At 65.7% G+C, this 26,540-nt stretch carries 19 protein-coding genes; 9 read left to right on the plus strand and 10 right to left on the minus strand.

Annotation, left to right across the window (positions count from 1 at the left end):
• Positions 1-24 precede the first annotated feature (24 nt).
• Genes Pla108_RS09130 through Pla108_RS09150 form a run of 5 tightly spaced genes read left to right on the plus strand, consistent with a single transcriptional unit; the run spans position 25 to position 6,922 of the window.
• On the plus strand, positions 25-414 hold the full coding sequence (locus tag Pla108_RS09130) for an RbsD/FucU domain-containing protein (protein WP_146444629.1): 390 nt from the start codon (positions 25-27) through the stop codon (positions 412-414).
• A complete protein-coding gene (locus tag Pla108_RS09135) occupies positions 411-1,253 on the plus strand; it encodes an amidohydrolase family protein (protein WP_146444630.1) in 843 nt (280 codons plus the stop codon). The genes Pla108_RS09130 and Pla108_RS09135 overlap by 4 nt, the downstream gene beginning before the upstream one ends.
• Positions 1,250-2,287, plus strand: a complete 1,038-nt coding sequence (locus tag Pla108_RS09140) for a zinc-binding alcohol dehydrogenase family protein (RefSeq protein ID WP_146444631.1) — start codon at positions 1,250-1,252, stop codon at positions 2,285-2,287. Before Pla108_RS09135 ends, Pla108_RS09140 begins: the two co-directional genes overlap by 4 nt.
• On the plus strand, positions 2,274-5,456 hold the full coding sequence (locus tag Pla108_RS09145; protein ID WP_146444632.1) for a DUF1553 domain-containing protein: 3,183 nt from the start codon (positions 2,274-2,276) through the stop codon (positions 5,454-5,456). The genes Pla108_RS09140 and Pla108_RS09145 overlap by 14 nt, the downstream gene beginning before the upstream one ends.
• Complete coding sequence (locus Pla108_RS09150) at positions 5,453-6,922, plus strand: DUF1501 domain-containing protein (RefSeq protein ID WP_146444633.1); 1,470 nt, start codon at positions 5,453-5,455, stop codon at positions 6,920-6,922. The genes Pla108_RS09145 and Pla108_RS09150 overlap by 4 nt, the downstream gene beginning before the upstream one ends.
• Positions 6,923-7,001: 79 nt before the next feature.
• Here Pla108_RS09150 and Pla108_RS09155 read toward each other — a convergent pair whose 3' ends face one another.
• The 4 genes from Pla108_RS09155 to Pla108_RS09170 are packed head-to-tail and all read right to left on the minus strand — an operon-like array spanning position 7,002 to position 13,955.
• Positions 7,002-9,851, minus strand: a complete 2,850-nt coding sequence (locus tag Pla108_RS09155; protein ID WP_146444634.1) for a hypothetical protein — start codon at positions 9,849-9,851, stop codon at positions 7,002-7,004.
• Positions 9,852-9,854: 3 nt separating this feature from the next.
• Entirely contained in the window at positions 9,855-11,432 is a 1,578-nt protein-coding gene (locus Pla108_RS09160; protein ID WP_197526425.1) for a M14-type cytosolic carboxypeptidase, read from the minus strand.
• Between the two features lie 49 nt (positions 11,433-11,481).
• On the minus strand, positions 11,482-13,173 hold the full coding sequence (locus tag Pla108_RS09165; protein WP_146444636.1) for a gamma-glutamyltransferase family protein: 1,692 nt from the start codon (positions 13,171-13,173) through the stop codon (positions 11,482-11,484).
• Positions 13,174-13,181: 8 nt separating this feature from the next.
• A complete protein-coding gene (locus Pla108_RS09170; RefSeq protein ID WP_146444637.1) occupies positions 13,182-13,955 on the minus strand; it encodes a hypothetical protein in 774 nt (257 codons plus the stop codon).
• Between the two features lie 628 nt (positions 13,956-14,583).
• Between Pla108_RS09170 and Pla108_RS09175 the strand changes: the two genes are divergently transcribed.
• The 3 genes from Pla108_RS09175 to Pla108_RS09190 all read left to right on the plus strand — a co-directional run bounded on the left by Pla108_RS09175 (position 14,584) and on the right by Pla108_RS09190 (position 18,840).
• Positions 14,584-15,651 (plus strand): DUF1559 domain-containing protein, encoded by a 1,068-nt coding sequence (locus Pla108_RS09175; RefSeq protein ID WP_197526426.1) that lies wholly within the window; start codon positions 14,584-14,586, stop codon positions 15,649-15,651.
• 329 nt (positions 15,652-15,980) lie between these two features.
• Positions 15,981-17,447 carry a sensor histidine kinase gene (locus Pla108_RS20940; RefSeq protein WP_197526427.1) on the plus strand — a complete coding sequence of 489 codons (1,467 nt, stop codon included), beginning with the start codon at positions 15,981-15,983 and terminating at the stop codon, positions 17,445-17,447.
• A complete protein-coding gene (locus Pla108_RS09190; RefSeq protein ID WP_146444640.1) occupies positions 17,440-18,840 on the plus strand; it encodes a sigma-54-dependent transcriptional regulator in 1,401 nt (466 codons plus the stop codon). The genes Pla108_RS20940 and Pla108_RS09190 overlap by 8 nt, the downstream gene beginning before the upstream one ends.
• 30 nt (positions 18,841-18,870) lie before the next feature.
• On the opposite strand, the gene Pla108_RS09195 is transcribed toward Pla108_RS09190, so the two are convergent.
• Genes Pla108_RS09195 through Pla108_RS09210 form a run of 4 tightly spaced genes read right to left on the minus strand, consistent with a single transcriptional unit; the run spans position 18,871 to position 23,357 of the window.
• Complete coding sequence (locus Pla108_RS09195) at positions 18,871-20,493, minus strand: hypothetical protein (protein ID WP_146444641.1); 1,623 nt, start codon at positions 20,491-20,493, stop codon at positions 18,871-18,873.
• 35 nt (positions 20,494-20,528) lie between these two features.
• Positions 20,529-21,443, minus strand: coding sequence for a DUF1559 domain-containing protein (locus Pla108_RS09200; protein ID WP_146444642.1), 915 nt, complete (start codon positions 21,441-21,443; stop codon positions 20,529-20,531).
• Positions 21,440-22,663: a hypothetical protein gene (locus Pla108_RS09205; RefSeq protein ID WP_197526428.1), complete on the minus strand. Its 1,224-nt coding sequence runs from the start codon at positions 22,661-22,663 to the stop codon at positions 21,440-21,442. Before Pla108_RS09205 ends, Pla108_RS09200 begins: the two co-directional genes overlap by 4 nt.
• Positions 22,656-23,357, minus strand: coding sequence for a hypothetical protein (locus tag Pla108_RS09210; RefSeq protein WP_146444644.1), 702 nt, complete (start codon positions 23,355-23,357; stop codon positions 22,656-22,658). The genes Pla108_RS09205 and Pla108_RS09210 overlap by 8 nt, the downstream gene beginning before the upstream one ends.
• A 468-nt stretch (positions 23,358-23,825) precedes the next feature.
• Between Pla108_RS09210 and hemP the strand changes: the two genes are divergently transcribed.
• Positions 23,826-24,035: a hemin uptake protein HemP gene (gene hemP, locus Pla108_RS09215; RefSeq protein WP_197526429.1), complete on the plus strand. Its 210-nt coding sequence runs from the start codon at positions 23,826-23,828 to the stop codon at positions 24,033-24,035.
• 55 nt (positions 24,036-24,090) lie between these two features.
• On the opposite strand, the gene Pla108_RS09220 is transcribed toward hemP, so the two are convergent.
• Positions 24,091-25,017 (minus strand): SHD1 domain-containing protein, encoded by a 927-nt coding sequence (locus tag Pla108_RS09220; RefSeq protein WP_146444645.1) that lies wholly within the window; start codon positions 25,015-25,017, stop codon positions 24,091-24,093.
• Positions 25,018-25,170: 153 nt separating this feature from the next.
• Positions 25,171-26,397, minus strand: coding sequence for a carbohydrate porin (locus Pla108_RS09225; RefSeq protein WP_146444646.1), 1,227 nt, complete (start codon positions 26,395-26,397; stop codon positions 25,171-25,173).
• Positions 26,398-26,540: the final 143 nt, after the last annotated feature.

Raw genomic sequence — 26,540 nt, forward strand, 5'->3', positions numbered from 1 at the left:
CCCACCGCTAATACGCCCCCCTTCATGCTCAAAACCGGCCTCCTCAATCCGCAGCTCGCCTCGCTGCTACGCCGCGTGCGGCACACCAATACCGTTGTCGTGGCGGACCGTGGTTTCCCGTCGTGGCCCGGCCTCGAGACGATTGACCTGAGCCTCGTCGATGGCGTGCCGACCATCCTGCAAGTCGTCGCGGCGTTGACGGCCGAGTTCCAGTTCGGCGTGGGCTGGATGGCGGCGGAGTTTCTTGAGCACAACGACGCCCCCACGCGAGACGCCTTCGCAGCGGCGCTAGGCGGCATCCCGATCCACCACGAGCCTCACGTCGACTTTAAGAAGCGGGTTCCCAACGCGGTCGGCTTGATCCGCACCGGCGACACGACCCAGTACGCCAACCTGATCTTGGAGTCGGCATGATCCTCGACGCCCACCATCACGTGTGGCGCTATCGGCCGGAGGATTACGGCTGGATCGGGCCCGGTATGGAGTCGCTCGCTAGAGATTTCGAGGTGAAGGACCTCGCCGCCATCGCCGGCCCGCTCGGGGTGAGCGGTTCGGTCGTCGTCCAGGCGCGGCAGTCGATCGAAGAGACCGAGTGGCTGATCGAACTCGCGGGCCAGAGCGACTTCGTCCGCGGCGTCGTCGGCTGGGCGCCGTTGGCCAACCCATCGGTGGGAGAGTTGCTCGACAAGTGGTCCGATGATTCAAAGCTGTGCGGCGTGCGCCACGTCGTGCAGGACGAGCCCGACGAGGGTTTTTTGGCGCGCGACGACTTTAATCGGGGCGTCGCCGAGGTGGTCCGGCGCGGCCTCACCTACGACGTGCTGATCTTCGCCCAACAGTTGCCAGCGGCCATCCAGTTCGTCGATAGCCACCCCGAGGGAAGGCTGGTCCTCGACCACCTCGGCAAGCCGCCTGTCAAAGCGGGACAGATCGAACCGTGGCGTTACCAGCTTGAGGAGTTAGCGGAGCGGCCGAACGTCGCGTGCAAGCTCTCGGGCCTCGTCACCGAAGCGGACTGGAAGGCGTGGACGCCCGACTCGATCCGGCCTTACCTGGACGCGGCGCTCGAAGCCTTCGGACCCGACCGGCTGATGTTCGGATCGGACTGGCCCGTCTGCCTCTTGGCCACGTCGTACGAACGCTGGGTCGAGGTGATCCAGGACTGGGCCGGGCGTCTCTCGCCGAACGAGCAGGCGTCGTTCTTCCACAGCGCAGCGACCCGATCGTATCAATTGCCAGGAGCGTCCGCATGAAAGCTCTGCAGATCACCGAGCCGGGCCAGGTTCGACTCACCGGCGTTCCCGAGATCACGCCCGCTAGTGGCGAGGTCCTGCTGCAGATCCGAACGGTGGGCTACTGCGGCACCGACCTCAGCACGTTTCGCGGCCGCAACCCCCTGGTCACCTATCCGCGGATACCGGGGCACGAGGTCGCGGCGGTGGTGGCGGCGCTCGGCGAGGGCGTCGACGGTTGGGCGATCGGCGACGAGGTTTTGGTCTTCCCCTACACCGAATGCGGCGTTTGCTCGTCTTGTTTGGCGGGCCGGCCCAACTGCTGCAAGCACAATCAAACCCTCGGCGTCCAGCGCGAAGGGCTGCTGACCGAGTACGCCGCCGTCCCCGCGGGCAAACTGCTGCGTGGCGACGGCCTCTCGTCGCGGGAACTGGCGCTGGTGGAACCGCTAACGGTCGGCGCGCACGCCGTCGCCCGCGGGCAGGTCGCCGCCGGCGAGACCGTGGCGGTCTTTGGCTGCGGCGCGATTGGGCTCGGCGCGGTCGCCGCCGCCGCATTCGCCGGCGCCAGGGTGATTGCGATCGATATCGACGACCGCAAGCTTGCGATCGCCCGGGCGTGTGGCGCCGCCGAGTGTGTCAACTCGCAAAACACAGACGTCGCCAACGCCCTGGCGGAACTAACCGAAGGACACGGCCCCGCCGTCGTGATTGAAGCGGTCGGCCTCCCCGCCACGTTCCGCGCAGCGGTCGACCTGGTGGCCTTCGCCGGACGCGTCGTCTACATCGGATACGCCAGCCAGCCGGTCGAGTACGAGACGAAGTGGTTCGTCATGAAGGAGATCGACATCCGCGGATCTCGGAACGCGTTGAAGGCGGACTTCGAACGGGTGATCGCCATGCTGCAGCAAGGACGCGTCCCGACCGATCAGATCGTCACCCAAGAGGTGTCGCTCGAGGAGGCCCCCGATGCCCTGCGGCAATGGAGCGATCGCCCCGGCGACGTCACCAAGGTGCATGTCCGGCTCAGCGGAGGTCGCGATGCCGCCATCTGACGTCACTCCGCCAGCAGGCGCGAAGCCGCGGAAACCGTCCGTCGGCGTCCTCCGGGGCTTGGTCTTTGGACTCGCCCTCTGCGGGGCGTCTCTCGTTACGGCGGCCGAGACGGGCGACCTGCCGGGCGACGCGCGGCTGATCCTCTCCGACCGCTGCTTCAAGTGCCACGGCCCCGACGCCGGAAGCCGCGAGGCGGATCTGCGGCTCGACACGGCCGAGGGCGCCGCCGACGCGGTCGCTTCGGGCGAGTTGCTGCGGCGCGTGATGAGCGACGACGAGTACGAGGTGATGCCGCCGCCGGATTCTAAGATCGAACTCTCGCCGGCCGAGAAAGCGACGCTTGTGAAATGGGTCGCCTCCGGTGCGACCTACCGCCAGCACTGGGCCTTCGAGGACTTGCCGTCGCGCGTCGAGGCGCCCGACAGCGGTCCCTCCGAGTGGCCACGGGGTGAGATCGACCGATTTGTGCTCGCGCGGCTTCACGCCGCCGGCTTCGAGCCGTCGCCCGAAGCCAAGCCGGCGGCTTGGTTTCGACGCGTTTGCTTCGACCTGACTGGGCTCCCTCCAACAGCCGCCCAACTCGACGAGTTCCGTGCGTCATTGACCCGACTGGGCGAGAAGGCTTACGGAGAGACGGTCGACCGCCTGCTCGCGAAGCCAGCCTACGGTGAGCAGATGGCGGTCGCGTGGCTCGACGCGGCGCGTTACGCCGACTCCTACGGTTACCAATCGGACAAGCTCAATACGCAATGGCCCTACCGCGACTGGGTCGTGCGGGCCTTCAACGAGAATCTCCCCTACGACGACTTCCTCATCTGGCAGTTGGCAGGCGATCTGCTCCCCAACGCCACGCGCGACCAGCGCCTGGCGACCGCGTTCAATCGGCTGCACCGGCTGAACAACGAGGGGGGCGCCGTCTTCGAGGAGTGGCGGATCGAGAATGTCTCGGACCGCGTCCACACCTACGGAACGGCCGTGCTCGGCCTGACGATGGAGTGCTGCCGCTGCCACGACCACAAGTACGACCCGATCTCGCAACGCGACTACTTTGCGCTGTCGGCGTTTTTCAACTCGATTGACGAGAGCGGGCTCTACGACCGCACCGAAAAAGTCCCCGCCCCTTCGATGCTGCTCCCGACTGCAAGCCAAGAGCAAGAACTCAACGACGCCGAAGCCGCAATGGTGGACGCCGAGGTCGCCCAATCCGCAGCCATCGAGAGCGCTCGCGAGCGCTACCGCACTTGGCGAATCCAGGCGGCCGACGACTTGTCGCTCCCGAATCGGACGATGGCGATGCGGTTCGATGGTGATTTTGCCGTTGAGGGAGAGCAGCCCGATGAATTGAAAGCGGCTGTTTCGACAAACAACCGCGAGCCGACCGACGGGCTCTCATTCGTCGATAGCGCCGGTCGACAAGCGGTCGCCTTCGACGGCGAACGCGGCGTCAACATCACCGGCGTTCCGGACCTCGACCGGTGGACGCCGTTCACGTTCGCGATGACGCTACGCGACAAGCTCCGCACGAACCACCAAGCCGTCCTCGCCCACCAAACCCAGGGGACCGACGCCGGCTACAACGGCTGGGACCTGACGATCGAAGCGGGCCATGTCGCTTCGCGGATGTACCGAGTCTGGCCGGGCAACGCCATCGGCGTTCGTTCGGTCGAGCCGATCCCCCAGAGTGAATGGGTCCACGTGACGGCGACCTACGACGGTTCGTCGCAGGCTGCCGGGCTACGGCTGTTCCTGAATGGTCGCGAGCTAGCCGTCACCGTCGTCCGCGATGGCCTAAAGAAGAAGACCAACGGCGTCGTCGGCCATCGGCGTTCATTGGTCGTGGGACAGCGTTTCCGCGACCGTGGCTTCGAAGGGGGACTCGTCGATGACGTGGCATTGTTCCAGCGCGCCCTGAGCGAGACCGAAGTGCGATCGCTAGCGACGGACGCCCCGCTGGAGCCGAGTTTCGAGTACTTCTGCTCCGCGATCGACCCGGCCTGTCGCCGTGCGTCTGCCGAGTTGACGGAGGCTCGCCAGCGATTCGTTCTCGGTGAAGAGACGGTCCAAGAAGTCCCGGTGATGGAGGAAATGGACGAGCCGCGGCCGGCTTACGTTCTCGCTCGGGGGCAGTACGACTCACCCAAGAACGATGAGACGCTGGTCGAGCGAGGCGCCTTCGCCTCGATCCTGCCTCCCTTCCCCGAGTCCGAGCCGCTGGACCGCCTTGGGCTCGCTCGCTGGACCGTAAGCGACGATCACCCGCTCACGGCTCGGGTCGCGGTCAATCGGCTCTGGGCCAATTTCTTTGGCGCCGGGTTGGTGACGACCCCCGAGAACTTCGGCTCGCAAGGGGCGTTACCGACGGACCAGTCGCTGCTCGATTGGCTGGCCCGCGACTTCGTCGATCACGGCTGGGACATGAAGCGTCTCTGTCGAAAGATCGTCCTCTCAGCCGCCTACCGCCAATCGTCCTACAGCACGCCCGAGCTGATCGCCGCCGACCCGAAGAACGCGCTGCTCACCCGGGGCCCCGCCTTCCGGCTCAGCGCCGAGCAGATCCGTGACGCCGCGTTGAGCGCTTCGGGCCTCTTGAACACGGCGCGCGGCGGTCCGCCGATCTCCCCGTACCAACCGGGCGGCGATCTGTGGAAAGAGTCGAACGCGATGTCGCCCCCCTACGAGCAGTCGGTCGGCAAGGCGCTCTACCGCCGCTCGCTCTACTCGGTCTGGAAGCGGACGGCCCCCCTCCCCAACATGCTGGCCTTCGACGCCGGGTCGCGCGAGACGTGCGTCGTCGCGCGGTCGCGTACGAACACGCCCTTGCAAGCGCTCGTTCTCTTGAACGACGTTCAGTTCATCGAAGCGTGCCGGGCGCTCGCCACGCGAGCGTTCCAAGACCACCCCAGCGACAGCCTCGGCGAGCGGGGACGGATCGCCTCGTGCTTCACGGCGTTCACCGGAAGGGCGCCGACCGACGACGAAGCGGCGCTGCTCGCGCGGCTCCAGGAGCAGGAGTTGGCGTACTACCGGTCGCACCCGGGCGAGGCGGCGAAGCTGCTGCGACTCGGCGACCTGCCGGTTCGCGAAGGCGAAGACCCCGCCGAACTCGCGGCCATGACGATTGTCTGCCAAGCGATTCTGAACCTCGACGCCACGGTCTGGAGACGATGAAGCATCACCAACACCGGACCGACCCCCGCGACGCGGTCGAGCACCATCTCGCGATCAATCGGCGTCATTTCCTTGGACGCGCGGCAGCAGGGCTCGGCGCGCTGGCGCTCGCGGCGATGGAGGGCCGGGCGGGCGCAGCCGCGTCGCCCCCGACTCTCGCGGGATTGAGCGGTTTGCACCACGCGCCCAAGGCGCGGCGCGTCATCTACTTGTTTCAGTCCGGCGGCCCTTCGCAGCACGACTTGTTCGATTACAAGCCGCGTCTCAACGCGATGCACGGTCAAGAGTTGCCCGCCTCGGTGCGGGGTGAGCAACGCCTTACCGGTATGTCGGCCAACCAGTCGTCGCTTCCGCTGGCGGGTTCGCCGTTCAAGTTCTCGCGGCACGGCGAGTCGGGGGCGTGGCTCAGCGACCTGCTCCCCTACCACCGTGACATCGTCGACGACGTCTGCTTCATCAAGTCGATGCACACCGAGGCGATCAACCACGACCCGGCGATCACGATGTTCCAGACCGGATCACAGATCGCGGGCAGGCCGTCGCTGGGCGCTTGGCTGTCGTACGGGATCGGCTCGGAGAACGAGGACCTGCCGGCGTTCATCGTGCTGGCTTCGGCGGGGCAGGGGGGGCAGCCCCTCTACGCCCGGCTGTGGGGGTCGGGCTTTCTCGATTCGAAACACCAGGGCGTCCGTTTCCGATCGGGCAAGGACCCCGTGCTCTACCTGTCGAACCCCGACGGCGTTTGCGGTTCGCGGCGGCGTGAGCAACTCGACGTCATCAACGACCTCAACCGGCTGCAGCGCGAGGCCGAGGGCGACCCGGAGATCGACTCTCGCATCGCCCAGTACGAGATGGCGTTCCGCATGCAAACCAGCGTGCCGGGCGTCACCGACCTGTCCGACGAGCCCGAATCGACCTTCGAACTCTACGGCGAAGACGCCCGCCAGCCCGGGACGTTCGCCGCCAACTGCCTGCTGGCGCGGCGACTGGCCGAACGCGATGTCCGCTTCGTGCAGCTGTACCACCAAGGTTGGGACCAGCACGACAACTTGCCCAAGGACATCCGCGGCCAGGCAAAGGAGACCGACCAGGCGTCGGCCGCCCTGGTGAAGGACCTCAAGCAACGCGGCCTGCTCGACGACACCCTCGTCATCTGGGGGGGTGAGTTCGGCCGCACGGCGTACTCACAGGGGCTGCTCACCGCCGACAACTACGGCCGCGACCACCACCCGCGCTGCTTCACGACCTGGATGGCCGGCGGCGGCGTCCAAGCGGGCGTCACCCACGGCGAGACCGACGACTTCGGCTACAACCTCGTCCGCGACGGCGTCCATGTGCACGACCTCAACGCGACGACGCTCCACCTCCTGGGCATCGACCACGAGCGGTTGACGTACTTCTACCAAGGCCGCCACTTCCGACTCACCGATGTCCACGGTGAGGTGGTGAAGTCGATCCTGACGTAAGCGGGGCTTGGTTCGGCGGCGTCGCGTCCTTGGTCGTTGAACTACCCGGTTGTTGAACGTAGCGGGGCGCCACCCGAGGCTAGCGCCTGCGGCTCAGGGTGTGAGACGCGGCGACGCCCCAGGCTACGGCGATCGTCAGCAGCGTGGTCGGTTCGGGGATGGCGGCGGCGTTCGACGCCGACGTCGCCCCGTAGTTGGCGCTCCAGACGAAGTAGTCGGCTGTGTTGACGGCCCCGTCGAGGTTGCCGTCGGCCGCCCCGCCGCCGTCACGCCAGAGGGTGTAGTCGGCGGCGTCCACCTTGCCGTCGCTGTTGTAGTCGCCACGCAGCGGGGTGGTGACGTAGGTCGCCGCTACGGTGACGACCGCCCCAGTGGCCACGTCGCGGTACTGGAGCGTAAGGTCCTCCGCACCGCCAGCGTAGACCTGACCAAGAGCCATCAACTCGCCGGCGACCAACTCGGAGTCGCCGAGCAAGAACGACTCGGCGAGAACGGTGGGGCCTGAGCCCCCCGCTTCGGTCCACGTTTGGCCGGCGCCGGCGCCGACGGCGTCCGCCTTCTGGTCGGTGAGGCTCACCCACGGGGCCGTGCTCAACCGGCCCGAGTCGCTGGCGATCCGGTACGAATCGAAGCGGACCGCGCTGTCGGTCGGGTTAATAATCGAAACGCCGCCGGTCAATGAATTGACCTCGAGAATCAGGGTGGTCGGCGCCACCTCTCCGAGCGGGTTGGTGTCGGTAAGATAGATGCGATCGATATCAAAGAACTCCCCGTCGCCTGCGAAGCTGTCGCTCACCGCAAAGCGAATCGAGTTGGCGTCACGCCCGGGGGCGATGCTACCTGTGCCGAGCGGCGTGAACCCCGAAGCGCCGTCTCGGTAGTAAACGGAGTAGCTATCGACGCCATCGGTCACGTCGACTTCCAACGCGACTGTAAACGGCGTTGCGCGGCTGGTTGTAAGCGCATAGGCGCCGGCGATGTTGCTGCTACCGCTTCCCGCCGTGCTGCCAATCAATTGGATATCACCAGTGCTCGTCCGTTCGATCTGGAACTGGCCGGAAAGGGTGCTCCCCGACGGAGGGTCGTTGTCGTTATTCAAGAATCCGAAACGGATCTGCTCAAGATTGGCAGGGTCGAAGTTCGCCGGGTTCACGGTGTCGGTGTTGAACGACCAGCCGGCGATGTCAACGACCAGCCACGCCTTGCCCGTCGTGATATTCGTGATGTCGAGGTAGTTTGACTCGAGCGAGGTGGTTGAGTTGCCAACCCGAAGTTGGCCGACGCCGGTGGTCGCCGTGTCGGTGAGGTCGGGATCGACCACCCACGAGTTGCCGGACCCGGCCGAGTTGGTCGTTCCGTCAAGCGTTGTTCCCAGTGATTCATTGAACAAGAAGTCCTCGAGAATCGCCGCCGAGGAAGGGGCCGAGACCGACGCCAACGCGACGCCAACGAACAAAGCAGCGAGTGTCAGGGGGCGCATCGGAGTCGGTCCAGCAGAAGGTGAGGCGGGCACGGAAGAACGTCGGCGGCGTGTGAGCGTGAACAGGACGCCAGCCACGGCGAGGCCGAGCGAGGTCGGCTCAGGAATCGAGGCGACCATCAGCGCGAACGATCCCACGCCGTTCGCGTTCTCATAGAGGCTCTTGAATTGCCCGAAGTCGAGCAGGCTGTTCTGACCGTCGCCGTCGAGGTCGCCGGCTAGCACCTGGGCGGCGGCCGTTAAGCCGGCGAGGCTCGTCTCGGCGTTGGCGGCTAACAAGACATAGTCGGAGACATTGATGACGCCGTCGGTGTTGAGGTCGCCGAACTCATAACGACCGGCGCCGCCAACGAACGTGACGTCGACCGAGCGGGTCGCGCCGCCGGTGAGCAGCAGCTCCATTGAGAGGTCCTCGAACGGGCTCGCTAGCCAGGCGCCCGTGGGGGTACTCAGCGAGACGGTCCCGCCGCTTGTGAGCGATTGCGAGGCGAAGGTCTCGCCCAACTCCGAGGCGGTGCTCGTCGTCACCGAGGCGCCGATCGGGTCCCAACCGGCCGGGTTGAGGCTGCCGCCGTTGGACTGGATCGTGTACCCCTCCCAGCCCGTGACCGTGGCGCCAGACGTGTTCCGTAGCGTCATCCCGCCGGTCGTCCGGTCGACTTCGAGCGTCAGCAGATCGCTGAACGGAGACGTATCGCTTACCGCGAGGCGGTCGATTGAGAACACCTCGTCGGTGAAGTCGGGGTAGTCAAAGCTGCCGTCGCCGAAGTTGTTGTTGGCGACCATGCGGATCGAGTTGGCGTCGCGACCCGGGCTGGAGAGCCCCCGGCCTAGCACGCGCGTCGCATTCGAGCCGTCTTTGTAGTAGACGGCGTAGGTGTCGGAGTCTTTGTCGAACTTCAGCGACAGCGTGAACGGCCCCGACTGGATCGTCGACACGACATCGGAAGCGGGCAGGTTCGTCGAGCCAGAACCGATGGCGAGCCCCGACACGACGATCTCGCCCGTCGTGGTGTCGCGTTCGATCCGGGCCTCGGCCGTGACGGTCGAGCCGAAGTCCGCGTCGTCGTCGTTCAGGAAGCTGATCCGGAACTGCTCGGGGTCGGCGGCGATGAAGTTGACGAAGTTCCACTCTGACATGCGCACGGTGTACCAGACCGAGCCGGAGGTGACGTTGGCGATCTGCAGGTAGTTCGTGTCGACGTCGCCCGAAGGCTTGACGATGTTGTAGGAACCGCCGCGGACGTCCGAGGGCGCCATGCCGGCGTCTTCCACCCAGAGGTTACCGGGGTTGGCCGCGTTCGTGGCCTCGCCGAGCAAGGTCTCGCTCGCGTCGTTGAACTCGAAAGACTCGAGATCGATGGCGCGCGCCGTCGTGGTCGCCAGCACGAGCAGGGCCACGGACGCGGTCAACCGCCCCCAATCAAGAATCCGGTGGTGGCAGAGCATGGGTTATTCTCCGGGTGGACTATTTGAAAGGGCCGAAACGGCGGGCGCCGCGCCGCGAGGAGGGATCGCAGTCAACACAGCAATCATGACTGCTGCGCCCGAAAATGTAACCGGTTCTGGGACGCCGGCGGCGAGGGCCGCGAAGGCCGCTGCGCCGTGCAGGGCGACGTAGCGTGACTTGAACCGGACGAAGTCGAGGATCGAGTTGAGGCCGTCGCCGTCGAGGTCGCCCGCGGCGTAAGCGTCGATCGGGGCGAGCCCCGAGAGGTCGGTTTCAGCGTTCGCCAGCAAGATCTGGAAGTCGGCCGCGTCGAGGTCGCCGTCGAAATCGAGGTCGCCGTCCGAGACCAGCGTGTCCCACCACGACAGGCCGAAGTTCTCGCCGAGGGCGAGGAAGCGGTCGGAGTTCTCGCCCGGCAGGAACTGCGTCTCGAACGTGAACGAGACGTCGGCGCCGAGCTCGTCACGGCCGAACTTCGCCGCGGTGAAATCGACCAGCGACGCCCCTTGCGTGACGAGCTGCGGCTCTCGATCCAGGACCGCCTGCCAGAAGGGGTCGCTCGACATCGAGCCGAAGAGATAGCCGAAGTGGTACGGCGCCTCCGACTTGTTGACGGTCGAGTGGAAGTCGACGAGGTAGTCGACGTTGCCGCCCGTGTCGAACCGCATCGACTGGCCGATCGTGCGGATGTCGGTCTGGCCGTTGTAGATCGAGGCCGAGTCCCAGACGCGGTTCGGGTCGACCCCTTGCTCTTGCACCGTCGTGCGGTTCATTCCCGCGTAGCGGCCGTCGGGATTCGCCAGGGGGTAGACGTAGAAGTCAGCCCGTTGGCGGAGCTGCGCCGCCCGCAGGTCGTCGCTTACGAGGAAGTCGACGAGCCCCTCAAGGGTCCAATTGCCGAGCGTCTCGTTGGCATGGGTGCCGCCCAACAAGACAATCTTTTCCTTCGGTGCGGCCGAGGTCGCGTCGGTGACCCGGAAGCCATAGAGGTTTTGTCTCGGGATCGTCCGGCCGATGTCATCGACGCCGCCGGGGGACCGGCCGATAACCAGGCTGCCGGCGCCGCTCGCGAGCGGCGTCACAAACGGCGAGGCGCCCCACGAGTCGACTTTGGCCTCGACCCGCGATGTCGGGTAGGGGACTCCGTAAGCGACGTAGACCTGGTCTTGCGTAAACGGCGTGTTGTTCGAGAACGTGTAGCGGTCGAGCGATGACTGCAGTTGGTTGTTATCGAAGAACGACCAGTTCTCTTGGTCGTAGCTGTAGACCATCGAATGGCCGACCAGGTTGTTCGACCCGGTTGTGAAGTCGTCGCCGATCCGGAACTGGACCGTCTGGCCCGCAACGCCCGAAGCGCGGAAGTTGATCCACTTCCAGTTGCCCGCATTGAAATTGTCGCGGCCGACGAGCGTCACGACCGAGCCGCTGACCGAGCTGGGGACCCCATTATCGTCGCAGGCGTTGGAGGCGAACAGGCAGAGCGAGCCGCTGTCGAAATCGGCGTCGAGGGTGATCGCCGCGTACGCCTCCCCAGCGAGCAAGGCGCCGACGAACATCGTCGCTAGAGTGAGGCGTCGCATCGGCGGGGGAGGCCAGGGGGGAGAGAGTGGAGTCGCGATAGCGGTTTGATCAGTCGCCATCGGCGTCGTTGGTGCGGCGGGTGTCGGCGACCGCTTCGAGGCCGGTAGGCGTCCAACGGACCGCGCTGCCGCCGCCGAAGTAGTGCCCGTCGGCGGCGTGGCGAGCCACACGGTAGCCGAGGGATTCGAGCTGGGGCCCGAGTTCTGCCGCCGAACCCGCTTCGAGATCGATCAGGTTGGGCGGCTCGTTGCTGGAGACTGCCCGCACGACATGGAACCGGGAGCGATCGAAGGTGGTGCGGAGCGGCGTCCCCAGTTGGAGATGGTCGATCAACAGTTGGATCATCGTGGTAGGGATGCGCTGCCCCCCCGGGATGCCCATCGCGAGGACCGGCTGTCCGTCGCGGGTGGCGATCACGGGGGCGATGGTGCTCCGCTCCCGTTTGCCCGGCGCGACGTAGTTGACCCCCTCGGGGCTGCGTGTCGAAAAATTGCTCATGCTGTTGTTGAAGAGCACGCCAACGCCGGGCGCCACGACGCCGGCGCCCATGTGGTAGCTGAGCGATTGCGTCAGGCAGACGACGTTCCCGGCCCGGTCGGCGACGATCAGGTGCGTCGTGCTCGCCTGCGGGGTGTCGTCGGCCGTGACGCCACCGGGAGAGATATCGGGGACGGCGGGCGACGCCGGGTTCAGCTGATCCGCCGCGGCCCGTGCGGCGTCGGCGCCCTCGGTCGAGACGAGCCACGCGGCGTCGTCATCGGCGGCTTCGGAGTCGGCAATGGTCCGACTGATCGCCGGGTAAAGGACCAACAACGCCCTACCCACTAGATCAATGTAGGACGCATTACGTTCGGCGCAGGCCTGGAGCCCCGCGACCCCTTCCAGCGCTCGGAGGGTCGCCAAGACGGTGGTTCCTCCCGTGAGGGGCGGCGGCGAGGTCGCCAGGCGATAGCCTTCCCAGTCGGCCACGAGCGGCGACCCCTGACGGACCTCGTAGTTCTTAAGGTCCCCGAGCGTCATCGGCGATCCGCCCGCTTGGCAGGCGTCGACCATCTGCTCGGCGATTGGCCCTTCGTAGAACGCCCTTGGCCCCCCCTGCGCGATCTCACGGAGGGTGGCCGCCAGCGCCGGGTAGCGCATCAAGGCCCCGACCGGCGGGGTCTCGCCGTCGGCCAAGAACATCGCCGCCGCCTCGGAGTCGCGACGCAAGAGGTTCCGTTTAGGCCGCATCAACGAGTACATCGGGGGCGAGACGACGACCCCGTCGCCGGCCAGCTCTGCAGCAGGGAGGACCAACTCGCCCCAGGGGCGTGAGCCCCATTGGCGGTGGGCCTCGCCAAGACAGGCGACGAGCCCCGGGATCGCCACCGCCCGGTAGCCGTAATAGCGGTCTTGGCGCCGGAGCTTGGCGAACGCGTCGGCGTCGAGGCCGGCGGGCGCTTGGCACATCGCCTCGAGCGAGTAGACCTTGCCCGTCGCCGCTTCGCGATAGAGCAGCATCGCCTTGCCGCCGATCCCCGAGCCGTAAGGCTCGGCAACGCCCAAGGCGAGCGAAGTCGCGACCGCCGCATCGACAACGTTGCCGCCGGCGCGGAGCACCGCGACGCCGATTCTCGTCGAGTCGGGATGGCCGCTGGTGACCGCGTAGTCACGGCAAACGGCGGTCAACTCGGCCGTGGCGGCGGAGACGCAGATCCCCACCGCCACCGCGACCGAGAAGCCTATTAGAACGAACCGCATAGCGATATTTACCGATCCGACGTACGGCGAGCGACGCCAGCCATCGCTACGGCGATCGTCAAGAGAGCGGCCGCGGCCGGCTCCGGAACAAGCGCGTAAGCGATGCGATCCACCAGGAGCGAGTCGTTCGAGAAGTCCTCGTTCAGCACGAAGCGGAGTGATTGGACCCCTCGAGACGGGTCGAGACTACCGGTTCCCAGCGACGTGAAACTTGAGCCGTCATCGGTCGAATAGAATAACTCCATTGATTGAGCGTCGAGGTCAGCGACGAGAATCGTCAGCATGTCGCCGCTGCTGCCCAGCGAGATACTCGGCGTGTCGGAGGAGCCTGTGCCGACGGCATTACCGAACAGGGAAACCGTTGTTGCACTGTCACGCCTGAAATTGTTCTCAGCGGTGACGAAGGTTGAAGCGGTTGACGCGTTGTCCCTCATCAGGGACACACGGAATTCCTCGTCCTGGCTCGGGTCGTAGATCGACTCATCGAAGGCCCAAGCGACGTCGAAAAGGAGGTATAGCTTACCGGACGTGATATTCCCTACATCGAGATAGGACGCCCCTTGCTCGGTGTTCGCTTTCCCCGACCCGTCGTATTTGCCAGCGCCGTCCGTCACAGCGTCGTTGAAGTCTGCATCGACGCCGAGCTTGTTCAGGGGATCTACCGCATTGGCGGCGTCTTCGAGCTTGGTGCCGGCCGTGTCATCGAACCGGAAGTCGGCGATCAAGGTCGCCGCATTGAAGTCGTCGAGAATGCTTGCCGAAGCGGGCGCGACGGTCGCCATCACGATCGCAAGGCCGCCGAAGACGCGGCCCCAAGAGGCCCGAGCGCAAGTGGCCCTAGCGCTAGTGGCCAGAGAGGATTGGGAATCAGCATCTGCACGCATGAGACGGCTCCAAGGTGAAACTCGTGAGGCGGGGAGCACCCGGCGCTAAGCATTGAGAACGCTAAGCACCAAGTCGTTTTTGCACGAAAAAGCCACAAAAAAAGCACGCGAAGCCACAAAAAAAGCGGAGTCTCCCCAGGCGGGCTACTTCAGCCCGTTTACTGTAGGGAACGACTCCGCCTGCTTCTCTCTTCTTTTCCAACCACCGCTTTGCCACGCCTGCCGGTAACCCTCGCGGGCCCGCATTCCGTCGGGGTGACCCGCCGACTATAGCCAGCGCCGGCGGTTAGAAGGAAGCGCTTTTGCGTGATTTTATCCACCCCGCTGGCGCCTCTTCACAACGTGAGAACGACGGACGAGGCTCTTGCTCTCCTGAGGTTCCGGCAAAATTCTCTTGTCGATCGAGACGCCCCTTCACTAGAATCGGCACCCGAGAGAAGCAGGCGAATCCCGCTCCCACGACCGAAGCCACTGGCTTGGGGCGTTGAGGGTGCGGCCAGTGTACCTCCCTCTGGAGTGTCTTTCGGTGCTCGTACCCGCCTCGCCCGGCTCGTCGCGTCGCTCCCGCCGGGCCGCTTTCACGCTCGTAGAACTGCTGGTGGTGATCGCCATCATCGGCATCCTGGTCGCCCTGCTGCTGCCAGCGGTCCAGGCCGCCCGCGAGGCGGCGCGGCGCACCGAGTGCACCAACAACATTCGGCAATCGGGTTTGGCGCTGCTCAATTACGAGTCGTCACAGCGGAAGCTCCCCTTTGGCGCGACCCAGCGCTACGGGATCAATCCTCAGACGAACCAGCTCTACACGGGCGACCCAACGATGTTCAGTTGGATCTCGACGCTGATGCCTTACGTCGAAGAGGCGTCGCTCTACGCAAATGTCGATTGGTCAGTCCCACTCGGAGCGCGGAACGATAGTGGCGACACGTCCCACCACCTCAAGTTCGAAACTTACCTCTGCCCATCGAGCGATGAGGTCGGCATCGTCAATAACTGGTACGGCGCGCGGGGTAACTACGCGGCTAACGCCGGAATCGGCTTCGTCTGGATGAACGACCCGTCACCAGAGCAGAACTGCGGCTTCGGATCGCAGTTTGGGTGCACCCCGCACCCTTTCTCTTCGCAAGACGGCAATGACGTCAACTGGCCCCGGCGCAACCCCGAGCACCCCGACTCGTCGTTGATGAGGTACGGCACATTCCAGGTCAACCGGGGCCGGAGGATGGGCGAGTTCATCGACGGCACCTCGAAGACAGCCGCCGTTTGCGAAGTGCGGACCGTCGAGGGAACCGATACGCGGGGAACCCTCCATTTCGGCGCCGCTGCGATGTACATGCATGACTACGTCCCGAATGACGACGCTTCCGATTGGACCCGATACTGCATCGAGAACGATTTTGCTCCCTGCCGATCCACCGAAGTGACCGGAGGCCAGTGGCGTGGCCAGTGGCGCCAGTTCGCCCGCAGCGCTCACCCGGGGGGCGTCAACCTCCTCGCCGTCGATGGCAGCGTGCGGTTTGTCCCCGACGATGTCGACGAGAACATCTGGAAGGCGTACGCCACCCCCAACGGCACGGAAGTCTTCGGCAACCTCTAGCGCCTCGTCAAATCTGAATGCGAGGATGAGCCGTTCGGGCGCTAGCCCCGGTTGCACAACCAAGAACCGTGGCAATCGCCAAAACGGCTGATAGCGCCCCCCAATTAACTTAGACAAGTGACCCAAGAGGGGCAGCTTGGCTCGTTCGGGCGTGGTCGATCGCTGTTGCTAGGCTCGTGCAACGGCGGGTGTCACCCGCGGACGATTCTTGATCGCTTCGACCGCCAGGTCGGAACTGCGGCGGATTTTCGGTAGAATGACGCGACGGACCGCTGCTTAGCCGGTCCGATTGCCGACGTCTCGGCGCCGATCATTCTGCGGAGCGACTGTTGCGAGTACCGATCCGGTTGCAGCTGATGGGGCCGCTGTTAGTCGTCGCGGCGGCGAGCCTCGGCGTCGTCGCATTGGTTTATGCCCGGATCGCCACGACCGAGACGCGGGCGCGGATGGAGCGGCAGGCGCGGGGCGTCGCGGAGGTGCTCAGCCGGAGCAGTTTTCCGCTGACCGACGCCGTCCTCTCGCAGATGGCGGGCCTCGCCGGCGCCGAGTTCCTGCTGGCCGACAGGGCAGGGGACCGCGTCGCCAGCAGCGGGCCGCGCGCCGACGCGGTGCTCGGGTCGGTCCGCCAGACCCCGATCGTCACGGCGCCGGCCGACGTCGACCTGCGGCGTAGCGTGCGGTCTCCTGCGGAGGTCTTTTTTCATTCCGCCTTGAGGGTGAGTCGTCCGACCGCCGACGGCGACTGGCGGACCTTGCACCTGCTCGTTCCCAAGGCCGACTACGACGCGGCGTGGCGGGACGCCTTCGTCCCGCCGCTTGTAGTAGGCGTCGCCGCCGCGGGGGCGATCGCCGCCGTCACCCTCGTGGCGACCGGCAGGATTAGCCGCCTCATGGCCCAGATCGGCGCGGAGGTCAACCGGCTGGCGGACGGCGACTTCCGACCGGTGCATGTCCCGCAGCTCGACGACGAGTCGCGTGACTTGGCCCTGGCGGTGAATCGCGCGGCGAGCCGACTCACCGACTACGAAGCGAAGGTGCGACAGACCGAACGGCTCCGCACGCTCGCGACGCTCGGCGCCGGGATGGCCCACGAAGTCCGCAACGCGGCGACCGGCTGCCGGATGGCGATCGACCTGCACGCCGGCGAATGCCCCGCGTCGCCCGCCGGTGTGGCCGGCGGCGTGGCCGGCGGCGTGGCCAGCGGCCTGGAAAGCCTCGACATCGCCAGGAAACAGCTGCGTCTCATCGAGGGACGGCTGAAGCAGTTCCTCAGCGTCGGCAAGACGACCTCGCCCGAACCGCCCCGGATCGTCGATCTGAATCAGGTCGTCCGCGAAGCGCTCGAGCTCACCGGCGCGACGACCGAGCATGCGGGGGTCGCTGTCCCGACCGACCTGCCGACCACGCCTTGCCCCGTCCTCGGGGTCGCCGAAGAACTGACCCACTCGGTGGTCAACCTGCTGCTGAACGCGAGCGAAGCGGCGTCGCGGCGCCGGGCTCTGGAGGGCACGCCGTCGCGGGTCTGTGTAAGATTGGTGCGGCTCGCTGATACGGTCGAGTTGACGGTCACCGATTCGGGCAGCGGACCCGACCGGGCTGTCGCCGACCGGATTTTTGACCCCTTCGTCTCGGAAAAGCCCGAGGGGGTCGGCCTAGGCCTTGCCGTCGTTCAGTCGGCGGTCGAGGCTAGTGGGGGGAACGTCGCTTGGGACCGGATCGGCGACGAGACCCGCTTTGTGGTGCGACTACCCGCTGCAACCGACCCGGCCGCCATCGAGGAATCTCTGCGTGGCTAACGTCTTAATCATTGACGACGAGCAGGCAATCTGCTGGGGGATTTCGCGTCTCTGCCAAACGCTCGGCCACGAGGCGAGAACCGCCGCCTCGGCCGAAGCGGGCCTGCAGGTCGCGGCCGATTGGCGCCCCGACCTGGTTCTGCTCGATGTCCGCCTGCCGGGGATCGACGGCATCACCGCCATCGCTTCGTTCCGCGACCGGATTGGCGCCGTGCCGATCGTGATCGTCACCGCCTTTGGCGACATGACGACCGCCGCCCGGGCGGTCCAGAGCGACGCGTTTGACTACCTGCTGAAGCCCTTCGGCACGGCCGAGGTGCAGGCCGTCATCGAGAGGGCGCTGAAGCCAGAACTGGAGCCCCCGCAAGAGTTGGTCGAAGCCCGCGTCCCCGAACGCCAAGAACTGCTTGGCGATTCGGCGGCGATGCAGGCGCTCTTCAAACGGGTGGCGCTCGCCGCCGCGTCGGACGCCAGCATCTTGCTGCAGGGCGAGAGCGGTTGCGGCAAGGAGCTCGTCGCCCGCGCGATCCACCGTCACAGCGCCCGACGCGAAGGCCGCTACGTGGCGGTCAACGTCGCTGCGTTGAGCGACTCGCTCGCGGAGTCCGAGCTGTTTGGGCATCGCGATGGCGCGTTCACCGGCGCGACGCGGACCCGCCCGGGCCTGCTCATGCAAGCGGACGGCGGGACCCTCTTCCTCGACGAGGTCGCCGAGATCCCGCTCGCGCTGCAGGTCAAACTACTCCGCGTGCTCGAAGAGGGCGAAGTCTTGCCGGTCGGTGGCGACGCGCCGGTGGCGACCCGTTTCCGGGTCGTGGCCGCGACGCATCAGGACCTGCCCCAGTGCGTCGCCGAGGGCCGCTTCCGACACGATCTGTACTATCGGCTCTGCGCTTTTGAGATCAACGTCCCGCCACTGCGCGAGCGGACGGGCGACCTCCCGATCTTAGCGGCTCACTTTATGGCCCTCGCCGGCAAGGCGACCCCGCGACTCTCGGCGGCGGCGCTCGCCGAGTTGCAGTCTCGGCACTGGCCAGGGAACGTCCGTGAGCTCCGTAACGCGATTGAGCACGCCTGCGTGCTGGCCCGGTCGGGAGTGATCGAACCGGAGCACCTCCCCGCTCCACAGCGACTGACGCCCGGAGGCGAGACCCAGGCGGCTTCGTCCGCAACGCGCTTGGCGACCGCCGCGGCGCAGCGGGCCGACGAACTGCTCAACGACCCGACGAACATCGCCGCTGTCTACGATCGCATGGTGTCCGAAGTCGAGCGACCGCTCCTTGAGCGGGCGATGTCTCGATTCGACAACGAGTGCGCGCCGGCCGCGAAGGTGCTCGGCATGCATCGCACAACGCTTAAACGCAAACTCGATGAGCATCACCTGTCGGGCTGAAGGGGAGCCACGACGGTTCTCGTATTGCGGCTAAGGCGTCTTTGCGGCTTGGGGAGTGATCCGCTCGGTCGTTGCGAGGTGGCCCTGATCGGGTGAGACCCCCGCAACCAGCAGCAACGCCCCTTGCGAGTCGGGCACGAGTTGATGGAAGAAACGTTTGGTGACGCTCTCACCAGCTTTTTCCCACGCCGTGCGGTCTTCGTTGAGTCGGTAGACGAAACCGTCCATGCCGCTGGCGTAGAGGTCGCCGTCGAGGTTCCACGCCGACAGGCCGAACCCGTGGAACGGCTTGCCGGGGTACTCGGGGCCATCGGACCAGGACTCGGCGTCCGGGTCGTAGAAGTAGACTTTCTTCGAGAGGTCTTGGTCATCGGTCATGCCACAGAGGGCGGCGATTTGCCCCCCGATATGGCTGACGGCCAGCGCGCGGCGTTTGAACGGCGGCTCGGGCAGTTCTCGCCACGCGGCGCCGGGCACATCGAGGTCGAAAGCCAACGCGCCGGCTTGCCATTCTCCCTGGTTGTCGCCGGTCAGTCGCCAGCCCCCCACGACGTAGAGCGTGCCATCGACGACAACCGCGTTGTGGGAAGACCGCCCCGCGGGGAGCGGCGGCATGTCGGTCCAGGTCTCGCTGGCGGGATCGTAAGCCGCGAAGTCGGCGACCGAGTGGAGGTCTTCCTCTTCGCCCGACGCGTTCCGCGCGTCGAGCCCGCCCACCCGGTAGAGCTTGCCGCCATGCGTCACCAGGGGCAGCCCCTGCAACGGCCGGCCCATCGGCAGCTCTTCCCAATCGCCTGTCCCGTCGAGCCGCGCCCGGCGGAAGTGCGACGAGAGGTTCTCGCGCGAGTGATCGTGGGCCTGACCGACGTGGCCGCTGTAAACATAAACCCAGCCATCGCAAGCTGCGGCGCCAAAGCTCGAGACCGCCTCGGGCAGGGCGGGCAGCGCCGAGACCTTCGCCGCCGCCTCTTGGTGATAATTGAAAGTGGCGGTCAAGTAGTGAGTCGCCGACGTGTAGGGCTCGCCATCGACTTCGCCACGGTCGTTCTTGTCGACGTGCATCAGGGACAAACCGTTGAGTCCCTCCGCGACCTCGTCGAGCGGGAACCTAGCCACGCCCGCCTTGTCGGTCTTGCTCGTTAGCTTGTCCTTCGCGTCGCCCCTTTCGTGAGTCAGCGTGATCGTCGCGCCGGCAAGCGGCGCCGACTCCCAAACGGCCGAGACGACTAACTCGTCGCCCTCCGAGTCGAGTTGCAGCTGTAGCGCCCCGTCGGCGGGCTCGTCGGGCCAGGCCGAAGGGTTATCCGCCGGCAGGTGCTGCACGTAGTACAGCAACTTCGTGCCGTGGTAGCAGCCGTACTCAATCGTCGTCTGCAAGCGCCCCCGGGGCTCGATCGGGTCCTCGCTTTCGAGGCCGACAAAGCCGTCCTCTTCGATCGTCGCCATCTCTAGGCGCTTCTTGGGGGCGTCGATGCCGGTCTGCCACACCTCGGCGGCGGAGACCGCTTCGGGCAGGTGGTACTCGCGGTCCGAGAGGCTCTCGCCGAAGAACAGCCGCGGGTGGGAGTCCTCGGTGACATAAAGCCAGGGGCAATGGGCGCTGGCGACCGACGCCATCGCAGCCAGAATCGGCAGAGGTAGGGAACGAATCATCCGAATCAAAACCTGTGAGGGAGAGTTGGAGCGTTTTAGAGGGAGGCCGGCGTGTCGGCGGCGGCGCGGGTCACCAGCGCGCGGCGGACCTCACGGTCGGTCGCGGTTTCGAGGAAGCGGACCGAGCCGTCGAGCAGCACGAAGTTGACCCCGCCGGGGTGATCGCTGCGGAACGTGCGGGGCGAGGTCGGCGCGACAAGCCGCTCGCTGTTGTTGTAAAGATCGATCTCGGTGTCGAGGCCCATGTGGCCCCAGCCCTGGATCCAATACCCCTGGGCCCACGCGAAAGCGCCGACGCCCAACGATCCCCCCCCGACCGTGGCGACGGGCAGCTGGCTCTCGAAGGCGTAGTTGATCTCACCCGCTAGCAACGTTTTGGAGGTTCCGTCACTGATGTGCTGCAGGCCGAGACGATAATTGTCACCCAAGTTGAGCGATGTGAACGCGCCATCGGGAAGCTTATCGGCGGCGTTCTCGTCGTCGGAGTGCTTCTGGTACTCCGAGCGGGTCGAGATCAGGTAGCTGCCGTAACCGTACGGTGCGCCGCCCTGCGTCTCGGTGAGGGTCGGCGGCGCCATCGACGGGCAAAGGTACGCCTCGATCGTCCCGGTCGTCGTCGGCAGATTGACCGGATCGTGAATCGGTCGGTCGAGGTCGTACGTGGCGTAGAGCGAGCCCTCCTCGAGGAACGGAAGCAGCAACACCAGGGCGCTGCCCCGATGCTCGTACTTCGTGCCCACCTTCGGCGGCGGGAGGTGACCCGTTGTGTCGTGGTAGTTGAGCGTCGCGACGCCGACTTGTCGGAGGTTGCTGCGGCACATACACCGCCGGGCCGTTTCGCGAGCGGCCTGCACCGCGGGCAGGAGCAACGCGACCAGGATCCCGATGATCGCGATGACGACTAGCAGCTCGACGAGGGTGAAACCGCGTCGGACGGAAGGTGAATTCATTCCATTGACTCCCACTTCGAGGAAACTCGTATTGCCGGCGCGTAAAACCCCAGGAGCGTGAAGCCGATGAACCCGAGCGCCAGGTTGCTCGGCTCAGGGACCGCCGTGGCGAGCGGCGCCGCGGGAAGAGCGTCACGCCAGACCGTATAGTCGGCGGCGTCGATGACGCCGTCCGCGTTGCCATCCGACCCGGTCCCCGCGACATCGACTGTGAGCCCATAGCTCGCGGACCAGGCGTCGTAGTCCGCCGGCTCGACGACACCGTTGCCGTCGTAGTCACCGGCGATCGGCAAGATCGCGTAGTCGATCGTCAGCGTCGGCGCCTCCGCCCCGGTGAAGACGCCGGCGGCTTCCTTCGTGTACCAAACGGGGTAGGCGCTGCCGCCCGCCCCCTGCTGGCCGGCGGCGTGAGCCGACGAAAGGAAGAAGCCCAGGGACCCTGCCGCCAGCGATTGCTGGAGGTAATCCAGGGCGCCAGGCTGCGTGAGATCGACGTCAAACGTGACGACCGTGTTGTCAGCGATCGCCTCGCCCTCGGCGACGCCGGGGTCGCCGATCGACCACGGCGTCGCGGCAAACGGATCGGTCTCGTTCCCCGGGGCAGTAGCGCTGAAGCCCCCGGTCAGGTTGTTGGAGACGTCAACGAGATGGCTCTCGTCGTCGCCAATCGCCGGGTAGACGACATAGCCGACGCCCGAGGCGTAGGCGTTTGTCGACTCGCTGAAACGGACGCCCGACTGGTCGGGCCCCAACGCAAAGCCGTCAAAACCGCCGCGGAAGCCGACGCCAAAGAGCTCGAACGGCTTCTGCGAAGTCACGCCGCCACCGACCGCCTCGGCGACCAGCGCCTCGGGCGTGATCGGCTGGCTGCCGTAGGGCAGGGCCGAGCCGCTCGACGCCTTGAGCTGCACCGTCACCGTGACGGACTGGATTGCGTAGCGTCTCGCATCGAGCAGGGGCGTAATCGAGTCGTCGGTCTCGAACGCGAGCAGCATTGAGCCGAGACGCGTCGGCCCCGTTTGCGAGCCCCGGCCGAACTCGGCGGTCTCGCTATCAAAGCCCAGCCCGCCAAAGGTCGGTGCCTCGGCCCTGAAACCGCCGCCGAAACCGTTGGTGTAGGACCAACTATCGATGGCGGGTTCGGACCACGTCGCCGTCTCGGCGACGCCGACGCCGGTCCAAAGCAGCAAGGACGTTAGACCGATTGATTGCCTAAACATCATGTCCCCCTTGGCGACGGCCGAAACCGCAAGCCATCGCGTAGCAGAGAACCATGGCGAAGCTCGAGGGCTCGGGCGTCGCGATCGCGGTGTCGGGAGCAAAGCCGGTCGGCGACCAGAGCGTGTCGATGACGAAGAGTCCCAGGGAGGTCGGATTGCCGCCGACGGCGGTTGCTATCGAGAAGGTCTCTGTGGCGCTGTTGCCGGGCAATTCGTAACGAACGAATAACTGCCCCGATCCGATGGCGTTGGTCGTCTGCAAGACCTGCGTCGGCGCGACACCGTCGATCGGGCCGAACTCGATGTCAGCCCCCCAGCCGCCGAAAAGCGTGGTCGCCTGAACGAGGACCGTGGTGAAGCCGGAGCCGGGGACGCCATCCGTTGCGAAAGTCACGTCCTCAGCGACCGAGCCGCCGCCCGAGTAATAGTTCAGCGAACCGGACTGGTGGTCCTCGCCGTTGGTGGTGACGAATGAACCCGCTCCCGTACCGACGTCAGGAGTGGTGTCATTGAGAACCGTATCGCCGGGCGAGCCGAAGACGTCCCAGCCGAGGTAAGTCGTGTTTCCCTCGCCGCGGAACGAAGGAGTAAAAACGTCGCTGGCAGCCGCCAGGTCGAAGGTCGCTCCAGAGGCCGTGGTGGCGACGGCGACGCAGAAAGTGGTAGTCAGGAAGCTGATGATGTGTTGTTTCATTATTCTTTCCATCAAGCGTCACTTGTGTGACGCGGTTGCGAATTGTGTGGACAGCCGGGAGACGCTTCTCCGGCTGGCATAAAGGCGGGACGCGCCGAGGGGCGCGGGACGGTCCCCACGGGGACCCGAGTCAATTTCGATGCGGCGTAAGGCTCCTATGTGGGTCGAGCGAGCTAGGACAGGGTCGCCAACAGCCCGATCAAGGGCAGAGGACGACGACTTCCGTTAGCTGGCTTGGACCCTCTCCGGAAAGAAACCGGAGCGGCCTTGGCTGGCAGGGAGAGCGATTTGCCTTCGTTAAAAGCAAATCAACCTGTTGCGACTGAGTCGCAGGAGCGTTACTTTAGCGGACCTGCCGATTAACGCAAGGGGCGGTTGCGAAAAAAACGCCTCACCCCCGGCCTCACTCGCTATTACGCGGGCGGCCGTGAATTGCGAGCCTTCTAATTGAGGCCTGCTGCCGAGCTGATGTCAGAAAAACCAACCCCCGTCGATCCAAACGCCCGCCACGAGGCAATCCTCGTCCGCATGGGGGGCTGCCCGACTTCTGCGGCGATAACCCGCACGGTGAGTTCGGCCGACCTCTTCGGCAGCGCAAAGACCGTGCTGATCCAGCACGCGGGCGAGCAGTACCGGCTAATCGTCACAAAGAACGACAAGCTGCTGCTGCAGAAGTGAAAGCGGAGCACGGCGGGTTGGTCCGAGCCGCCGTGAACTGGGCTCAGCAACTGGCTCAGCGGCTTACGCGACGCACCGGCCCGGCGACGTATCCGGGGTTCCTGGAAATCGCCGCGGCGGTCGCCTGACGACTATCGCGGCCTGGGACGACGACCCACAGTGGCGATCCCGCGACCCCACGGCCCGGGTAGAGCGTCACTTCCCATAGCGACGTGACGCCCGTGTCGACCGCTTGCATCGCGAGCTGCAGACGCGCCACCTGTTGGGTCACCTGCCGGTCTTGTTGCTGGGCCGCCGCAAGAGCGCGGAGATCTTCGGACAGGCTCGCCCGTCCCTCGTAGTCGTCTTGGGCGGCGACCCAACGCTCCCAGCCGGGCTGCAGCACTTGCAGGTCCTCGTCACGGAGCAGAAAGAACGGGATGGCGTACTCGTCGCCGCTGGGCAGTTCGAGGATGACCCCTTCGCAGCGATAGGTCGAAGGCCGGCCCTTAGTGTGCGTCAGCCACGATTCAAGCGACGCCTTGTCGTCGAGCGGCTTCTCCTCGAAGTGGCCGACGACCCGTGGCACGATCTTCTGATAGACGTCGGGCAGATTGTCGAAGACGCGGTCATTGACATAGACCTTGCCCCGCCGCCGCTGCACCGTGACATCTTTGATCACGTAGTCGACGACGTTGCCGAGAATGGTCAGACCGCCGCGCGTGGTCCAGGTTTGCTGCTGGTCGGCGATCCCTTGCGCGGCCCGCTTGGCCTCTTCCGACGCCAAGTACTGCTGGTCGGCTGCGGAGAGCTGCTCGACATCGATTGAGACGAGGTGATGATCGGCGCGCTGGAGCACGACGGCGCCGTCGCCTAACGCCACAAGTTCGGCGTCGACCGTGTAACGGCCAGAGCTGTCGGACCAGGTGCGGGCCTCGCTCCGATCGACGCCTAGCAGGGCGACAAGAGCGACCGAGAGGACGATTTGAAGGCGTGCCGTCATTGCGTGTCGGAAACGGGGAGGGGGGGACGAGTTCGTCACGCCTTTGGTCAAGGGCGCGACCTCCAGACGACTCGTATCCTACTCGCCGGAATGGGCCATTGCGACAACGCCATGGCGATAAAGCCGTCGGCCCACGCCGCGGTTGGGCTGCGATCAGAGCCGCATCACGGCCCGCAAACCGAGCACCAACGCCGTATCGACATTCTCACGAGCCGGGACGACAACCTGCAGGTCGGGCGTCACATTGAGCCACGGCGTCGCCTGCCAGTTGTAGAAGAGCTCAACTCCGTGACCGTCGCCGATCGGGCCGAGTAGCGTTTCGAGAACCGGCCCGATCTCGTCGCTCGACCCGGCCACATACCATCCCGCCCCGAAGGTGTCGGCCTCGTGACCCTTCGTGGGGTTGTGACCGCCTAAACCGAAGCTCAGGAACCAAGACAGCGGGTTGGCGTCTTGGTCCGCGATTCCCGCACGCCCGAAGAAGCCCCAACCGCGCGTCGCATCGCAAGGATCGACGTACAGATACTGGTCCATATTCCAGTAGAGCGACCACGAACCGCTCGTCTCGTTGATTGGCACGTTCGGCAGCACGACACGGGGGTCTTGCCCCAGAGAGACATAGTCTCGGTTGTTCCAGGTGCCGGCGAAGAGCTGATGCCCCGGCATATCGTAGAACTCAGTCGGCAGCCGCAACTCGGCCGACATCGCAACGCCCTCTGCGAACAGCTCGTCAAAGCCCGCGGTGGACGCGGTGTCGGTCGGGTTGAGGACGGTGTAGGTGAAAACCGGCTCTCCGCCCTCTCCGAGCACCGCGAAGCCGCAGCCGAGCGTCGAGTAGGGGATCGTCCGTAGCGCGATCGGGTTAGCGACGAAGCCGACATTCGAAAACTGGGTCTTTCCGCGGCCGTGAGCGAAGTCGTTCACGTCACCGTCGAGCGTGTCGAGCTTGCCGAAGAACACGGCGAAGCGTTCCGAAAAGGCCTGGGTGAACAAGAAATTGGTGATCAGCAGATCATCATTGTCACGGGCTGGCAGGTCGGCCAGGACGGCGACTGGCAGGAAGGCGCCCGTGTCGCCGTTGACGTTCTCACCATAGCGGTGCTCGGCACGCACCTTCAAGAAGAGGCCTTCCTGGACGCCGAGCTTGCCGAAATCGACATTGGTGACGTAGTCCCCATGCCCGCCGTACTTGAATTGCTGCTCTAAACCGCCGGAAGCGACCCCTTGGTAGAAGTGAGCCACGTCGAGGTCGAAGGTTACGCCGTGCTCGGCCAGACAGGAGCGATTCCCCCACCAATCGCCGGTGAGCTGATCCGTCGCCCCCGCCGCGGTGCAGACGAACCCAGCGAACGCCGCGGCAATTCGTGTTAGAAACCGCATCCGTCCGGCTCCCTGCGCAAAAAAGTAAGTTACCCTTTCGATGGTCAATCGGCCTCTTCAACCCGCCGAATCCCGGATGGCGCCCCGAAACGTTAGAGACGGAACCCTCGTCAAACTCGACGATCCGTTTCGACACGCCTTCG

The organism is Botrimarina colliarenosi (genome assembly GCF_007859955.1).
Classification (GTDB): domain Bacteria; phylum Planctomycetota; class Planctomycetia; order Pirellulales; family Lacipirellulaceae; genus Botrimarina; species Botrimarina colliarenosi.

Bases quoted from the DNA above. Each gene is read 5' to 3' on its own strand.
- Pla108_RS09220 (WP_146444645.1), bottom strand. From the start codon at position 25,017: ATGACGGCACGCCTTCAAATCGTCCTCTCGGTCGCTCTTGTCGCCCTG.
- Pla108_RS09160 (WP_197526425.1), bottom strand. From the start codon at position 11,432: ATGCGACGCCTCACTCTAGCGACGATGTTCGTCGGCGCCTTGCTCGCT.
- Pla108_RS09140 (WP_146444631.1), top strand. From the start codon at position 1,250: ATGAAAGCTCTGCAGATCACCGAGCCGGGCCAGGTTCGACTCACCGGC.
- Pla108_RS09170 (WP_146444637.1), bottom strand. From the start codon at position 13,955: ATGGCGACCGTCGCGCCCGCTTCGGCAAGCATTCTCGACGACTTCAAT.
- Pla108_RS09155 (WP_146444634.1), bottom strand. From the start codon at position 9,851: ATGCTCTGCCACCACCGGATTCTTGATTGGGGGCGGTTGACCGCGTCC.
- Pla108_RS09165 (WP_146444636.1), bottom strand. From the start codon at position 13,173: ATGCGGTTCGTTCTAATAGGCTTCTCGGTCGCGGTGGCGGTGGGGATC.
- hemP (WP_197526429.1), top strand. From the start codon at position 23,826: ATGTCAGAAAAACCAACCCCCGTCGATCCAAACGCCCGCCACGAGGCA.
- Pla108_RS09210 (WP_146444644.1), bottom strand. From the start codon at position 23,357: ATGAAACAACACATCATCAGCTTCCTGACTACCACTTTCTGCGTCGCC.
- Pla108_RS09130 (WP_146444629.1), top strand. From the start codon at position 25: ATGCTCAAAACCGGCCTCCTCAATCCGCAGCTCGCCTCGCTGCTACGC.
- Pla108_RS09200 (WP_146444642.1), bottom strand. From the start codon at position 21,443: ATGAATTCACCTTCCGTCCGACGCGGTTTCACCCTCGTCGAGCTGCTA.
- Pla108_RS09150 (WP_146444633.1), top strand. From the start codon at position 5,453: ATGAAGCATCACCAACACCGGACCGACCCCCGCGACGCGGTCGAGCAC.
- Pla108_RS09195 (WP_146444641.1), bottom strand. From the start codon at position 20,493: ATGATTCGTTCCCTACCTCTGCCGATTCTGGCTGCGATGGCGTCGGTC.
- Pla108_RS09205 (WP_197526428.1), bottom strand. From the start codon at position 22,663: ATGTTTAGGCAATCAATCGGTCTAACGTCCTTGCTGCTTTGGACCGGC.
- Pla108_RS09135 (WP_146444630.1), top strand. From the start codon at position 411: ATGATCCTCGACGCCCACCATCACGTGTGGCGCTATCGGCCGGAGGAT.
- Pla108_RS09145 (WP_146444632.1), top strand. From the start codon at position 2,274: ATGCCGCCATCTGACGTCACTCCGCCAGCAGGCGCGAAGCCGCGGAAA.
- Pla108_RS09225 (WP_146444646.1), bottom strand. From the start codon at position 26,397: ATGCGGTTTCTAACACGAATTGCCGCGGCGTTCGCTGGGTTCGTCTGC.